The sequence below is a fragment of the Nocardiopsis sp. EMB25 genome, assembly GCF_026797795.1.
GTDB lineage: Bacteria > Actinomycetota > Actinomycetes > Streptosporangiales > Streptosporangiaceae > Nocardiopsis > Nocardiopsis lucentensis.
In genome coordinates this window covers 2,256,442-2,269,920 of the sequence record NZ_JAMTDN010000001.1, presented here as the reverse complement: position 1 = coordinate 2,269,920, position 13,479 = coordinate 2,256,442, and the positions used below count along the sequence as shown (strand labels likewise).

Genomic DNA, 13,479 nt, shown 5'->3' with positions numbered 1-13,479 from the left:
CGCGGAGCGGTCGTGGCGACCGCAGGCCGACCACTGACCGCCGATCGTGTCGCCCCGGCACTGGCTGAGGTCTCAGCCGGTGGGGCCTTCGCGCTCTTCTTCGGGCCGACGTTCCCATCGCCGTGAGCCGACCCTGATCCGTCTGAACCTCACCACCGGAGTGCCCCGATCGTGATCTGGTGCTGTACGACCGTGGGGCCGCCCGGTGCTTCCGGGCGGCCCGCGGCGGGTCGGCGGGAGTTCGTTCGGGTCAGGAGTTCGCGCCCCCGTGCGCGGGGCCGGGGCGCAGCCCGAACGGCACGCCCAGGCCCGTGAGCCAGCCGCCCTCCTCCAGGAGCCGGAAGACCTCCCGGGTCACCTCCTGGTCCGGGGCCTGGCGGGGCGGCCAACCGAACTCGTCGGAGACCATGGCCCAGCTCGGGCCGTGGCCGTGTTCGGCGCGGTAGCCGGCCACCCACCGGGCGACCTCGGCCTCGCGTCCGGCGAGCAGGTCACGGGCGCGGTCGGGGACGGGGACCTCGGCGGGGGTGGTGGCCGGGGCGTCCCGCGGCGGGGTCGGCGGCGGGAACGGCTGCGGGGCCATGGGCATGGTGAGCTCGGTCAGGTGCGCCTCGACGGTCCCGCCCGCCACGCGCAGGTCCTGGATCCAGTCGAGCCGCAGCAGCCACTCGGCCAGCTCGGTGACCTCGTCGGGGCCGTCGGTCAGGGCGCACGCCGCCACGACCTCGTCCGCCGGCAGGCAGATCCGCCCGTCGCTGTCGGCCTGTGCGGCGAGGTAGGCCGCCACCAGGCGCAGGCGGTTGGGCTTCTTGCGCATCTTCTTGTGGGTGAGGCTGCGGGTCACCCATCCCGAGGCGCGTGAGCGCACGCCGTTGCCGACGTCCCACGGGTTGCCCTGGAGGTCGGGCAGGCCGCACCGGGCGAGGTTGGAGGGCTCGGCGTTGATCGCCCGCTCGGGGGTGGTGTCGAGCCACCCGGACGAGACCAGCGTGGTGAGGGCGGCGTGCGGGTCCTCCATCCGGAGCGACCGCACGTCCTGCCCCGTCATGTTCGCGTGGCCCTTGATCGCACCGCGCAGGGCGCAGGTGAGCGCGAGCAGACGGCTGTCGGGGTCGTCGCCGACCGCCTCGCGCGTCAGGTACGCCCACACGTCGCGCAGGAAGGCGGACTGGAGTTCGTTGAGCGGCAGCGGGCCGCGCTTGTGCGGCTTCTTGGGCGCCTCGCGCTGTCGTCGGATGTGCTCCAGTTGCTTCCTCTTGCGCTCCTTCTTGGTCGAGAGCTTCCTGCGGTCGGCCCAACCGGGCGGCGTGCTGATCCCGAGTTCGGCGCAGCGCGTGCACTCCATCGCCGCGGCCAGGTCCTCGTTGGGCTTGTGGAACCGGGGCTGGGGGACCTTCGCGGAACGGGAGGAGACGTGCACGTCACTGGTCACGGTGCGTTGCGTCATGGTGAGGAGGGTAGCGACGATTCGGTGCTTGTTGTCCGCGATCCACGGAATCGGGCGGCCTACGGGTCCGGGGTCGGTCCGAGGAGCGCGCCGACCGCGGCCGCGACACCGGAGCGGATCCGGTCCCAGTCGTACCCGTGTTCGCGCAGTTCGGCGTTGAGGTCGGCGTCGACCGTTCCGAGCAGGACGTGCGCGAGGTGGTCGGGGTCGGGGCGGTCGGCGCACAGGATCGCCAGGTGCCGGTGCCAGAACACGTAGGACCCGACGCGGTAGCGGGCGCCGGGCGAGGCCGTCTCGGACAGCCGGACCAGGTCCAGGTGGTCGGCCAGGTGGGTGAGGTAGGCGTCGAAGAAGGCCAGCGCGCGGTCCCGGGCGGGCGCTCCCGGCCCCAAGGGGGGATCACCGAAGACGATCCGCTCCTGCAGTCGCCGCTCGCGCTGGTCCAGCAGCGCGGCGACCAGTCCGGACTTGTCGCCGAAGCGGCGAAAGACCGTCCCCTTGCCGACCTGCGCCGCGCGGGCGACGGCGTCGACGGTCAGCGCCTCCACACCCCCCTCCGCGAACAGGCGCGCGGCGGCGTCCAGGACCCGGGCCCGATTGCGTGCGGCGTCGGCCCGCTCCCGCGGCGGTCGGCGCAGCACCTGAAGCAGTTCGTCGTTCACGGGGACCAGCCTACTAGACAAACGGACTTTGGTCCGGTTATGTTCGTTCATGCAAGCGGACCGCAGTCCGGATAGGAGAGGAACCATGACCGCACTCATCAGCCGCGAGGAACTCAAGAGGCACATCGACACCGGGACGGTGACCGTGGTGGACGCCCTCGGCGGCACCTACTACGAGCAGCAGCACCTTCCCGGCGCCGTCGCCCTGGTCGCCGACGAGGTGAGCGACCGCTCCGCCGAGGTGCTGCCCGACAAGGACGCCCTCATCGCCGTCTACTGCTCCAACCCCGCGTGCGGGAACAGCCAGGCCGTGGCCACCGCCCTGGAGGGGCTCGGCTACACCCGCGTGCGCAAGTACCGCGAGGGGATCCAGGACTGGGTGGAGGCCGGCCTGCCCGTCGACAAGGGCTGACCCGACGCGTCGGGGGAGCGGGCGCGCGCCCGGTGCGGCAGGATCGGTGCCATGGGTGAACTGGTGCTGATCAGACACGGGCAGACCGAGTGGAGCCGGGCGCGACGGCACACCGGGCGCACGGACCTCCCCCTGACCGAGGAGGGGGAGCGGCAGGCCGTGGCCCTGCTCCCCCTCCTCGCCGGGCTCGACATCGACCTGGTGGTGACCAGCCCGCTCCGGCGGGCGGTGCGCACCGCCGAGCTGGCGGGGCTGGGGGAGACGGTGCCCGATCCCGACCTCATGGAGTGGGACTACGGCGGGTACGAGGGAATCACCACCGCCGAGATCCAACGCGAGCGCCCGGAGTGGAACCTGTGGACCGACGGGGTGCCCGAGGGCGACGCGGAGCACCCCGGGGAGAGCGTCGAACAGGTCGGGGAACGCGCCGACCGGGTCCTGGCCGCGGTGTCGCTGATCCTGGGCGGCGGCTCCGGGCCCGACGTCGCGCTGGTGGCGCACGGCCACGTCCTGCGGGTGCTCACCGCGCGCTGGCTGGGTCTGGCCCCCTCCGACGGGGCGCTGCTTCGGCTGGACACCGGGGCCGTGAGCACACTCGGCCGCGAGCACGGACGTCCGGTCATCACCTCCTGGAACCGGACCGCCTGAGCGCGCCGGGCGCCGCGCGTCGGCCGCCCACGGGCGAGTCGCGCCCGCCCCCTCAACGGACCGGACCCGTCCCGCGTCGTCAGTCCCCCCGGCCGGTGTCCTGCCCCCGGGGAGCGTGCCACCGGTGGTGGTGCACGGTGACGTCCCGGTGCTCGGGCGCCGTCGGATCGTAGCGGCCCGCGCGGCGGCCGAACGAACGCGCCCACGGGGCGGCCGTGATCCCGTGCGCGTACACACTGAGCAGGACGGTCACACCCGCGACCAGGAGGATCCGGTCCGCCTCGGCGACATCGCCGTGTTCGACCACGAGCAGGGCGAACACGATCGACGCGAGCCCGCGCGGGCCGAACCAGCCGAGGAAGCACACGGTCTCCGGACGCAGCCGCATGCCGAGGGTCGCCACGGCCACGGCCAGGGGGCGCACCACCGCCAGACTCAGCACCGCGTAGACCAGGGTCCTGCCGTCGACGTCGCCGAGACGAGGACCGATGATCACCGCCCCGAACAGGGCGAACGTCATCAGTGTGAGGAGTTCGCCCTCCCGCTCGGCGAACTGGTGCACGAACTCCCGCTGCTGCCTGGCCAGCGCACCGAAGACCAGACCCGCGACGAACGCGGCCAGGAAGCCGCTGCCCGTCGTCACCTCGGCGCCCGCGTAGGACAACCCGGCGACACCGACCGAGAACAGACGACGATGGGTCGCGTTGACCCACCCCGCGGCGTCGGCACGGGTGATCGCCCACGCGCCGAGCCCGCCCACGCAGACGCCGACCAGCGCCCCCACCCCGATCTGTCCGGCGGCGAAGCCCGCCCACGACCACGCGGACCCGCCCACCTCCTGCGAGGCGGCGAGCGCGGCGAACACCATGACGGCGGGCAGGGCGATGCCGTCGTTGAGCCCGCTCTCCACGTTGAGGGTCTGGCGGATCCGGACGGGCAGGCGCCGGTCGGAGATCACCGCCTGGCCCAGGGCCGCGTCGGTCGGGGCGAGCACCGACGCCAGCAGCGCCGCGCCCGCCAGGCCGAGCCCGGGCAGGATCCCCTGGGCGGCCGCGGTGCCGAGGGCGATGCCGACGGGCATGCCGATCCCGAGCAGGAGGAGGGGCAGGTGGTACTCGCGCCGCAGTACCCGAAGGTCGATGCGGACGGCGTCGGTGAACAGCACGAGTGTCAGGGCCACCTCGGTGAGGACACGGACCGTGGTGCCCGTGGCGCTGCCGCCCAGCAGGTCCAGTCCTCCGGCGCCGAGCACCAGGCCACCGGTCGTGAACACCATCGGCGCGGTCAGGGACGTGCCCTGTGTGCGCCCCGAGATCAGCGCGTAGCCGAGCAGCAGCACGGCGAACGCGATCACGTCCGTCACCCGACCGCCTCCCCCCGACGACGTACCGACACCGATCGTGTCAGCGGGGACCCGGTGAGGCGAGCATCCCACGCTGGACCCGTGCCCATTCGTCCGGGGAGGACCGCCCTCAGACGCGGTGGTCGAGCACGTCGGCGAGGACCTCGCAGGCGCGGCGCAGCTGGGACAGGGTGGCGGAGCCGTAGCCGAGGATGAGACCGTGCACGGTGGGCTCGCCGGGGCTCGCGTGACCCGTGTCCGCGACCAGGACGCCGCGTTCGGCCGCGGCGTCGACCACCCCGGCCACGGCGTGCGCGGGCAGCGGCAGCATGACGTGCAGCCCCGCCGTGTCACCGGTCAGCCTCGGCCCCAGGTACTCCACCAGCAGCCCGCGGCGGCGGGCGTACTCCCGGCGCATGCGGCGCAGGTGCCGGTCCAGGTCGCCGCGCTCCAGCAGCAGCGCCGTGGCCGCCTGGACGGGACCGCTCGTGCGGTCGGACAGGTCGGCGCGCACCTCGGCCACCCGCTCCACCAGGGCGGGTTCGGCGACGAGCCACCCGATGCCCAGGTCGGGCGAGAGCGTCTTGGACAGGGTGCCCAGGAGGATCACCCTGCCGGGGTCCAGGCCGTACAGGGCGGGCAGCGGCGCGACGTCGTAGCGGAACTCGGCGTCGTAGTCGTCCTCGACGACCATCGCCCCGCACGTGCGCGCCCACGTCAGGAGCCGTTCGCGGCGCGGGATCGGCAGCCGCCCGCCCAGCGGGTACTGGTGGGCGGGCGTCGTGTAGGCGACGGACAGGTCGGGAGGAAGACCGTCGGTCAGGATCCCCTCGCGGTCGACCGGGCAGGAGACGACCTCGGCCCCGCGCGACCCCAGCACACGGTGGGCCTTGGCGTAGCCGGGGCTCTCCACCCCCACGCGCGTGCCGGGGCCGAGGAGGGTCGCGGCGACCAGGTCGAGGCCGTTGCCGGTGCCCCGGGTGACCAGGACGTTCTCCGGCCCCACCCGCACGCCGCGCGCCCGGCGTAGGTGTTCGGCCAGCAGTGCGCGCAGACGGGGCAGGCCGCGGGGGTCGGGGTCGTCGCCGAAGGGCTCCTCGGCCGCGTGCCGCCAGGCCCGGCGCCAGGCGGCGCGGTCGATGTCGAACACCCAGGGGGCTCCCGGCCGGAGGTCGACCATCCCCCGCCGTCTGGCCTCCGGTCGGGACAGACGCGGCGCCAAGGGCCGCACCGGGGGCGGATCGACGGCGGGAAGGGGGCCGTGGTCGGCGACGAAGGTGCCGGACCCGTGCCGCCCCTCCAGCCAGCCCTCGGCGTAGAGCTGCTGGTAGGCCTCGGTCACCACGGTCCGGCTGACCCCCAGCTGCGCGGCGAGGGCACGGCTGGCGGGCAGGCGCTCGCCGGGCTGGAGGTAGCGCCCCGACATGCCCTCGCGCAGCGCGTCCGCCAACTGTGCGGTGAGGGGCGGGGCGGCGTCGCGGTCCAGGTCGATGGGCAGGTCGGTGAGGTGCCGGGCCACAGTGGTCTCCCATTTTGGGTCAGAAGTGGACATGGTCTGGGTATCCACTTCTGTCTAGCGTAGGAGCATGCTCTCCACCACCGAACGGACCCGGCTCGGCCGGGCCAAGCACAAGGCCAGGACCGACCGCGCCGAACTGTACGACCTCCTGGACGCCGGACTGGTCTGCCACCTCGGAGTGGTCGCGAACGGCGCGCCCATGGTGGTCCCCACCGGGTACGGCCGCATCGACGACACCCTCTACCTGCACGGGTCCACCGGGGCGCGGTCGCTGCGCGTCCCGGGAGAGGTGTGCGTCACCGTGACCCTGCTCGACGGCATCGTCATGGCCCGCTCCACGTTCCACCACTCGGTCAACCACCGCTCCGCCATGATCTACGGGACACCGCGTGTGGTCACCGACGAGGACGAGCGGATGGCCGGGCTGCGCGCGCTGACCGAACAGCTGGCGCCGGGCCAGTGGGATGTGGCCCGTAGGCCCAACGCCAAGGAGATGGCGGCCACGCGCGTGCTGGCGCTGTCGCTGGAGGAGGCCTCGGTCAAGGTGCGGACCGGACCGCCCGCCGACGACGAGGAGGACTACACGCTGCCGGTGTGGGCGGGCGTCCTGCCGGTGCGGCAGGTCTTCGGCAAGCCCGAGCCCGACCCCGCGCTCGCACCCGGCCTGGAGGCGCCGGACCACGTCGCGCACCGGCCCGACCCGGCCTGAGCGGACGCCGCTCTCTCCGCCCCCGGTGGCGCGCCGCCCGCCCGCACGGCGCCGACGGGGCACGGATAGGTTGGCCGGTGTCCGACCGGCGACCCGTGAAGGAGCCCCATGGCGACGTCGAGCGCACGCATCACCCTCCTGGTGCTCTACACCGAGCGCGTGGAGGAGTGCCGCGACTTCTACTCCGCCCTGGGGCTGCGCTTCGAGCTCGAACGGCACGGCCGGGGCCCACGGCACCACGCCGCCGTGCTCGACGACGGCACCGTGTTCGAGATCTACCCCGTCCGCGACCGGCCCACCGGCGCCGTCCGGCTGGGCGTGAGCGTCGACGGCGCCTCGGCCCGACCGCCGCTCGCGCCCGGACGCCATGTGCTCACCGACCCCGACGGCCGCAAGGTCGACGTTCAGGCGACCTGACCCACCGGTCGGGCGACACACCCGGGCGGTCAGCGGGGGAGGGGCAGCACCCGGCGCGGGCCCTCCGGGGGCGCGGGCCGGGGACCCCACTCACGGGGGTAACCGAGGGACACCTCGATGTGGGGCACGCCGTCCACGACGATGGTGCGGGGGATGTGCAGGTGCCCGTAGACGACGGCGCGGGCCCGGTAGCGCACGTGCCAGTCGGCGGTCTCCTCCGTGCCGCACCACTGGGCGAACTCGGGATAGCGCAGGACGCGCGTGGGTTCGCGCACCATCGGCCAGTGGTTGACGAGCACCGTGGGGGCGCCCTGGGGGAGGGCGTCCAGGCGCCCGCGGGTGTAGTCGAGCCTGGCGCGGCACCAGGCGTCGCGGCCGGGATAGGGGTCCGGGTGCAGTAGGTACTCGTCCGTGCACACCACCCCGGCGTCGTGGGCGACCGCCAGGGCCTCCTCCTTGGTGCGTGTTCCCTCGGGGCGGAAGGTGTGGTCGTAGAGGAGGAACAGGGGAGCGACGACGACCGGGCCGTCGGGACCCTCCCAGACCGGGTAGGGGTCCTCGGGGGTGTGCACGCCCAGGTCGCGCAGGGCACGCACGAGGTACTCGTAGCGGGCCAGGCCGCGCAGTCGGACGGGATCGGTGGGCACCGTCCACAGGTCGTGGTTTCCGGGAACCCACACCACCGTGGAGAACCTCTTGCTCAGCAGTTCCATGGCCCACAGGATGTCGTCGGCGGTCTCGGCGACGTCACCAGCGACCAGGAGCCAGTCGTCGTCGGACTCCGGCCGCAGCGCCTCGGTGAAGGCGCGGTTCTCCCCGTGCCGGACGTGGAGGTCGCTGATGGCGACCAGGCTCATACTGTCGTCCCTCCCCGCGTACGTGGACGGCGTCCACCCTACGCAGCGGTCCCGTGGCGGGCACGGGGCGGGTGGCCCGCCGGCGAGGGCGTGCGGCCCCTTTCGTCACGTTTGGTGACGGTACGGAGGACACGATTGCGTATGGCTTTGGTGCGCCTTCCCGAGGATCGTGTCTCCGTGTCATTGGCTGGTCTCCGACAGTTGCGTCGAGTCGGCTTTCGTAAGGAGAAGGCATGTCCGTTCGGAAAACGCTGTGGACCGTCGCGCTCGCGGTCGTGGTCGGACTGGTCCCGGGGGTGGCCTACGCCCAGACCCCGGATGAGCCGGTCAAGGTCCGCTGCGGGTCGACGGACTCGTTCTGGGGCCTGCTGATCTGCGCCGCCACCTGCTCGGAGGCCCTGGACAAGGACACCGTGACACTGCAGGAGTGCAAGCGGATCGACGGCGAGGTCCGGTAGCCGCCGAGCCCGAGGGAGCGGCGGCGCGTGGACCGCGCCGCCGGGAGGCCCTCCGGTCGCCGCCGGACCGGGACCGGAAAGTCGGGGCCGGTCGGGAACCTGGTGCCTGACTCGGGGGTCCAACCTCATCGCACGCACGAGACCACGGGCGCGTCGCCGCCCGCGGTGGCACGAGATGAGGTAGCGGCCCGTGTTCGGAATCCTGCGTCCCTGTCGGCACACCCTGTCCGACGGACTCGCCGAGGAGTGGATGTCCCACATGTGCGGGTTGTGCCTGGCCTTGAGGGACGATCACGGGCAGACCTCGCGGATCGCCACGAACTACGACGGACTGGTGGTGTCGGTCCTGGCGGCGGCCCAGTCCGAGGAGTGCGCGAGCACCCGCGCGGCCGGTCCCTGCCCCCTGCGCGGGATGCGCGGCGCCGAGGTCGCCGACGGCTCCGGCGCGCACCTGGCGGCGTCGGTGTCGTTGCTGTTGGCCTCGGCCAAGATCACCGACCACATCGAGGACGGCGACGGCCCCTACGCCCGACGCGGCGTGCGAGCGTTCGCCGGGCGGGTGGCCGAGCGCTGGCGGCGTGGCGCACAGGCGTCGGGTGAGCGGCTCGGGTTCGACGGCTCCGGGCTGGTGGCGGTGGTCGGGCGACAGCGCGAGGTCGAGCTCGCGGCGGGACCGGGCACCGACGTTCTGACGGTGACCCGTCCCACGGAGGAGGCCACCGGCACGGCGTTCGCCCATACCGCGGCTCTGGCGGGACGCCCGGCCAACACCGAACCGTTGCGTGAGGCGGGACGCCTGTTCGGCCGCCTCGCGCACCTGTTGGACGCCGTCGAGGACCGCGAGGAGGACGCGGACAAGGGCGCCTGGAACCCGCTCACGGCCACCGGGACCGGGCTCGCCCGAGCCCGTGAGTTGTGCGACGACGCCGTCCTGGGCGTCCGGCTGGCCTTGGACGAGGCGGAGTTCACCGACGACCGCCTGGTGCGCGCGCTCCTTGTGCGAGAACTGCGCCGTGCCGTCGATCGTTCCTTCGTCCACGCCGGGTACCCCGGGCAGGGACATCCCGCCCACGGCCACCAGCCGTACCGGCACCCCCGCCACGGGCACCCGAACCAGCGGCCGCGCCATGGCGGAGGCGACCACTTCTCCGCCGGCGGAGGGGACCACGGCTGGACCGGGGGCGGTGGCGGTTCCGGCGGGAACCACGGTTCCGGCGGGTCGTCCGACAGGAAGGGGTGCTGCGGATCCTGCTCGTGCGACACCCCCGCGTGGTCGCACCCGCCCCGCGGACGCGGCGTCCTGCCGGGGTGCGCGGTCGCGCTGTTCATGTGCTGCACCTGTCAGTTCTGCTGCCGGGACCCCCACCCCGGGCCGTGGTCGGGCAAACCGCGCGAATCCTGGTGCGGCCTCTGCGAATGCTGCACCTGCTGTAACTGCTGTGACTGTTGACACTGTGACCGACGCCACGGACCCGTGGCCGGATCCGGCCACGGCCCGCCCCGTTCCGACAGCGGGGCCGGGAAGCGGGGCGCGCAGGGCCGACCGCGGTCCGGGTCACGGGCCCGGGCCGCCTCAGCGCAGGTGGGAGGCGCCGTTGACGTCCAGGATCGCGCCCGAACTCCACACAGCCTCGGGGGAGGCCAGGTAGCGCACGGCGTTGGCGACCTCGCGGGGCTCGGCCACGCGGCCGAACGGGCTGTCCGCGCGGACCGCGTCGGTGAGGCGGTCGGCGACGCGCTCGGTCTCGACGAAGCCCGGAGCCACCGAGGCGACGCTGATGCCGTGCGGGGCCAGCGCGACCGCCAGTGACTGGCCGAGGGAGTGCAGGGCCGCCTTGCTCGCTCCGTAGGCGGGGTGGTCGGGCTCACCCCGGTAGGCGCCCCGGGAGCCGACGTTGACGATGTGCCCGCGCGTGCCCCGGTCGATCATGTGCCGGGCGACGAGGTAGCTGACGTCGGCCGCACCGAAGACGTTCACGTCCATGACCGAACGCCAGGCCGTCCGCCACGCGTCGAAGGAGACCGAAGCGATCGGGTGCGCCGGGTTGAGCGCGGCGTTGTTCACCAGGACGCCGATCCCGTCGGTGCGCTCGATCGCCTGCTCCACCAGGGACGCGGCCCCGTCAGGGGCGGAGAGGTCGGCCTGGACGAGGACGTGTCCCTCCCCGGGCAGCCGTTCCAGTGTGGCCCGCGCCTCGGTCCGACGGTTCCCGCAGTGCACGACCACCCGGTCCCCCTGTTCGGCGAAGGCCAGGGCGATCGCCCTGCCGATGCCTCGCGAGGCTCCGGTGACCAGGACGTTCCTCCTCACGCGGCCTCCCTCGCGGGGATCACTGAGTAGTACCGGCGTTTCATCCCATGACGTGACATGTCGGACACCCTAGCCGTTCGGGTCGCGGAACCCGGACGCCCCAGGTGTTCCGCTCCGCCCCGTTCGGCCCCCAGCGGTGGCGCGGGGTACTAGCGTTGCGTACATGGATCGTCTCACTGCGCTCAGGGAGCATCTCAGATCGATGCCGATCGATCGGGTCGCCGACATCCTCGGTGAGCTCGTGGAGGGAGTGGAGGAGGACGCCCGGCGGGACCTGCTGCCGTACGCGGCGAGCGCGGTGGCCCGCACCGGGGTGTTCGACGCGCTGACCGCGGCGCAGTGCGACCTGCTCGTCGCGGCGGCGGACGTCACCGCCAGGACCGAGGCCGCCTCCCGGCGCCTCGGAAGGAGGCCGCGCCGCTCCGGTGGCTCCACCGCCCTACCGCTGCACCGTGCCGAACTCCTCGCCCGGATCGGCACCTGGCACGGCACCGCTCGGCGCGCGGCCGAGGCGGCGCTCAGCGAGTTGGAGGGGCGTGCCCTCGTCTGGCCCGCCGGTGATGACCGCTACCACCTCGCCCTGGGGTTGGTGGAGGCGTTCGGCGTCCACCGGTGGGGGCCACGGGTCTTCTCCGCCTTCACCGAGGTCCTGGCCGCCACGGAGCTGCACCGGGTCGCCCTGGCGCTCGGTGCCGACCCCACACGGGAGCCCGCCGTGGTGAGGCGTGCGATCGTCGCGCGTCTGACCGACCCCGACCAGGTGCGCGCGCTGCTCGACACCGCCCCGGAGGGGGCCGTCACTCTGCTACGGCAGCTCGCGGCCAGGGGAAGGGTCCTGGCCACGGACTGCTTCGAGGAGGATGGCCGGTCGCGTTACCGGATCCGTCCGGAGGGGTCGGGCGACCCGGACACCGACTGGCTGGCCGAACGCGGACTCCTGGTGCCGGTCGGGCCGGCCAGGGCCATGCCGCCGCGCGAGGTGGCCGCGACGGTTCGGGAGAGCGGGCCCCTCCCCTTCGCCCCGTCACCACCCGAGCCCGTGGGGCTCCCCACTGACCCGACCGCCGTGGTGGACCAGGCGAGGGCGGCGGTCAGCGCGGCACTGGACGCGGTCGACCGGTTGGTCGAGGAGATCGCGGCCCGGCCCCTGGTCCTGCGCCGGGTGGTCGGCGTCAGCGCCGGGGACCGCGACCGGCTCGTCCGGGCGCTGGGCGTGGGTGAGGCCGAGGCCCGGCTGTGGGTGGAGACCGCCCACGAGGCCGGGCTGCTCGTACGTGACGGACGCCGGATCACCACGGCCGACTGGGCTCCGGTTTGGAGGAGCGTCGAGCCGCCGAAGCGGGTCGCCCCGCTTCTGGAGGCGTGGCTGCGGCTTCCGGGGGTGCCGACCTGGGGTCCGGACGGCTCGGAGGCGGGCATCCCCGGGACGCAGACACTGCCGGGCGCGACCGCGCTGCGGTCCGCCCTGGTCCTGGCGCTGGGCGCCCTCCCCGAGGGGTTGGGGAGCGGGGTCACGTCCGGTCCGCTGCTGTCCGCCGGGCTCGTCGAGGACCGGGACCAGAGTCTGCCGCCCGGGCTGTTCTGGCTGGTCCGGTCGGCGTTGTGGTACCGACCGGCCGCCGGGGACTCCGGAGCCGTGGTCGAGGCGTTCGTCCACTCCCTGTACGAGGCGGAACTGATGGGGGTGGCCGCCCAGGGTGCACTCAGCCCCTTGGGCAGGGCGCTCGCCGGGTACGTGCGCGGGGGCGGGGGCCGTTTCGGCGACGGTGAACTGGAGCGGGCCGCGGCCCTGCTGTTCGAGGACGCGGGCACCCCAGCGCCGTGGGGTGGCCTCGACACGTGCGTGGAAGCCGACGACACCGGCCCTCGGCGTGGCGCCTGCCGGTCCGACGCCCGGCTCTGCGCCGATGCGGCCGACACCCCGACCGCCTCCGCCGGACACCACTGGCCGGTGGTGGAGCTCCCGGCGCGGGCCAGGCGCCGCAGACTACTGGACTGGGCGCACTCCCTCACCACCGACACCTGACCCGTCGGTGTCGGGGCTCGGCCGACGAGCGCGGTGCAGGTGTGTGGCCGCGACGGTGACGGTCGCGGCCAGGAACACCGCCTGCAGCGCGGTGCGCGGGACGAGTTCCTGGTGCGCCGCCAGGTCGGCGCCGGACAGCGCCAGGTGGACGTTGGCGGGGAACATCGCCAGGAGCAGGACGGTGAGGCCGGCGGCCGACCAGGGCGCGGTCCGAGTCCACAGCAACGCGGCGGCGCCGACGAGTTCCAGGACACCGGTCACGGTGACCAGCAGACCCGGCGCGGGCAGCGCGGGCGGGACCATCGCGACGAGTTCCTCGCGCATTCCGACGAAGTGGACCGTGCCGGTGAGCGCGAACATCGCCGCCAGCCCGCCGCGCAGGGCGACCGGCCACGGACGCAGCCGACGCACGCCGAGAGCTCCGCAGACCCCCAGGACCAGGGTGACGCCGACAAGGGTGATGAGGGGTTCCACGGTGGCTCCTTCTAAACTTTCCAGTGGAAAGATTGCTTCACGGGAGAGGACTTGCCAATGGCAAGATACCCCTGTGAGAGGGTAACTTGTCAATGGAAAGATGTGGTGGCGTCGGCCGCCGGGCGGACCGCGACGCTTCCCACGTCATGGCCCTGCGGAGACCGGGAGGCGCAGGAGGCGGGGCGGCGGCCCTCCGC

14 protein-coding genes are annotated in these 13,479 nt (G+C 73.7%); 7 read left to right on the top strand and 7 right to left on the bottom strand.

The genetic code is table 11. The features are described from left to right. Positions 1–250: 250 nt before the first annotated feature. Together KIK06_RS09805 and KIK06_RS09800 are read right to left on the bottom strand one after the other, a co-directional pair. A complete protein-coding gene (locus KIK06_RS09805) occupies positions 251–1,447 on the bottom strand; it encodes a hypothetical protein (protein WP_268642906.1) in 1,197 nt (398 codons plus the stop codon). Positions 1,448–1,506: 59 nt separating this feature from the next. After that, positions 1,507–2,109 (bottom strand): TetR/AcrR family transcriptional regulator, encoded by a 603-nt coding sequence (locus tag KIK06_RS09800; protein WP_268642905.1) that lies wholly within the window; start codon positions 2,107–2,109, stop codon positions 1,507–1,509. Between the two features lie 85 nt (positions 2,110–2,194). Between KIK06_RS09800 and KIK06_RS09795 the strand changes: the two genes are divergently transcribed. Then, positions 2,195–2,521: a rhodanese-like domain-containing protein gene (locus KIK06_RS09795; protein ID WP_017599885.1), complete on the top strand. Its 327-nt coding sequence runs from the start codon at positions 2,195–2,197 to the stop codon at positions 2,519–2,521. A 51-nt stretch (positions 2,522–2,572) separates the two neighbouring features. Continuing rightward, positions 2,573–3,169, top strand: coding sequence for a histidine phosphatase family protein (locus tag KIK06_RS09790; RefSeq protein WP_017599886.1), 597 nt, complete (start codon positions 2,573–2,575; stop codon positions 3,167–3,169). Positions 3,170–3,248: 79 nt separating this feature from the next. On the opposite strand, the gene KIK06_RS09785 is transcribed toward KIK06_RS09790, so the two are convergent. Continuing rightward, positions 3,249–4,532: a cation:proton antiporter gene (locus KIK06_RS09785; protein WP_268642902.1), complete on the bottom strand. Its 1,284-nt coding sequence runs from the start codon at positions 4,530–4,532 to the stop codon at positions 3,249–3,251. A gap of 109 nt (positions 4,533–4,641) precedes the next feature. Next, positions 4,642–6,063, bottom strand: a complete 1,422-nt coding sequence (pdxR, locus tag KIK06_RS09780) for a MocR-like pyridoxine biosynthesis transcription factor PdxR (RefSeq protein ID WP_268642901.1) — start codon at positions 6,061–6,063, stop codon at positions 4,642–4,644. A 34-nt stretch (positions 6,064–6,097) separates the two neighbouring features. Between pdxR and KIK06_RS09775 the strand changes: the two genes are divergently transcribed. Both KIK06_RS09775 and KIK06_RS09770 read left to right on the top strand, forming a co-directional pair. Continuing rightward, positions 6,098–6,739, top strand: coding sequence for a pyridoxamine 5'-phosphate oxidase family protein (locus tag KIK06_RS09775; RefSeq protein WP_268642900.1), 642 nt, complete (start codon positions 6,098–6,100; stop codon positions 6,737–6,739). Between the two features lie 108 nt (positions 6,740–6,847). Beyond that, entirely contained in the window at positions 6,848–7,156 is a 309-nt protein-coding gene (locus tag KIK06_RS09770) for a glyoxalase/bleomycin resistance/dioxygenase family protein (protein WP_268642899.1), read from the top strand. Between the two features lie 29 nt (positions 7,157–7,185). On the opposite strand, the gene KIK06_RS09765 is transcribed toward KIK06_RS09770, so the two are convergent. Further along, positions 7,186–8,013: a metallophosphoesterase family protein gene (locus KIK06_RS09765; protein ID WP_017599892.1), complete on the bottom strand. Its 828-nt coding sequence runs from the start codon at positions 8,011–8,013 to the stop codon at positions 7,186–7,188. Positions 8,014–8,246: 233 nt separating this feature from the next. Here KIK06_RS09765 and KIK06_RS09760 point away from each other — a divergent pair, with 233 nt between their 5' ends. Both KIK06_RS09760 and KIK06_RS09755 read left to right on the top strand, forming a co-directional pair. Then, entirely contained in the window at positions 8,247–8,471 is a 225-nt protein-coding gene (locus tag KIK06_RS09760) for a hypothetical protein (RefSeq protein ID WP_268642897.1), read from the top strand. A gap of 190 nt (positions 8,472–8,661) precedes the next feature. Then, on the top strand, positions 8,662–9,921 hold the full coding sequence (locus KIK06_RS09755) for a DUF5685 family protein (protein ID WP_268642895.1): 1,260 nt from the start codon (positions 8,662–8,664) through the stop codon (positions 9,919–9,921). Between the two features lie 123 nt (positions 9,922–10,044). On the opposite strand, the gene KIK06_RS09750 is transcribed toward KIK06_RS09755, so the two are convergent. Further along, entirely contained in the window at positions 10,045–10,782 is a 738-nt protein-coding gene (locus tag KIK06_RS09750; protein ID WP_268642894.1) for an SDR family NAD(P)-dependent oxidoreductase, read from the bottom strand. A gap of 163 nt (positions 10,783–10,945) precedes the next feature. On the opposite strand from KIK06_RS09750, the gene KIK06_RS09745 reads away from it, so the two are divergent. Continuing rightward, positions 10,946–12,808 carry a hypothetical protein gene (locus tag KIK06_RS09745; protein WP_268642893.1) on the top strand — a complete coding sequence of 621 codons (1,863 nt, stop codon included), beginning with the start codon at positions 10,946–10,948 and terminating at the stop codon, positions 12,806–12,808. On the opposite strand, the gene KIK06_RS09740 is transcribed toward KIK06_RS09745, so the two are convergent. Then, complete coding sequence (locus KIK06_RS09740) at positions 12,770–13,282, bottom strand: DoxX family protein (protein WP_268642892.1); 513 nt, start codon at positions 13,280–13,282, stop codon at positions 12,770–12,772. The two genes, KIK06_RS09745 and KIK06_RS09740, sit on opposite strands and share 39 nt — an antisense overlap. Positions 13,283–13,479: the final 197 nt, after the last annotated feature.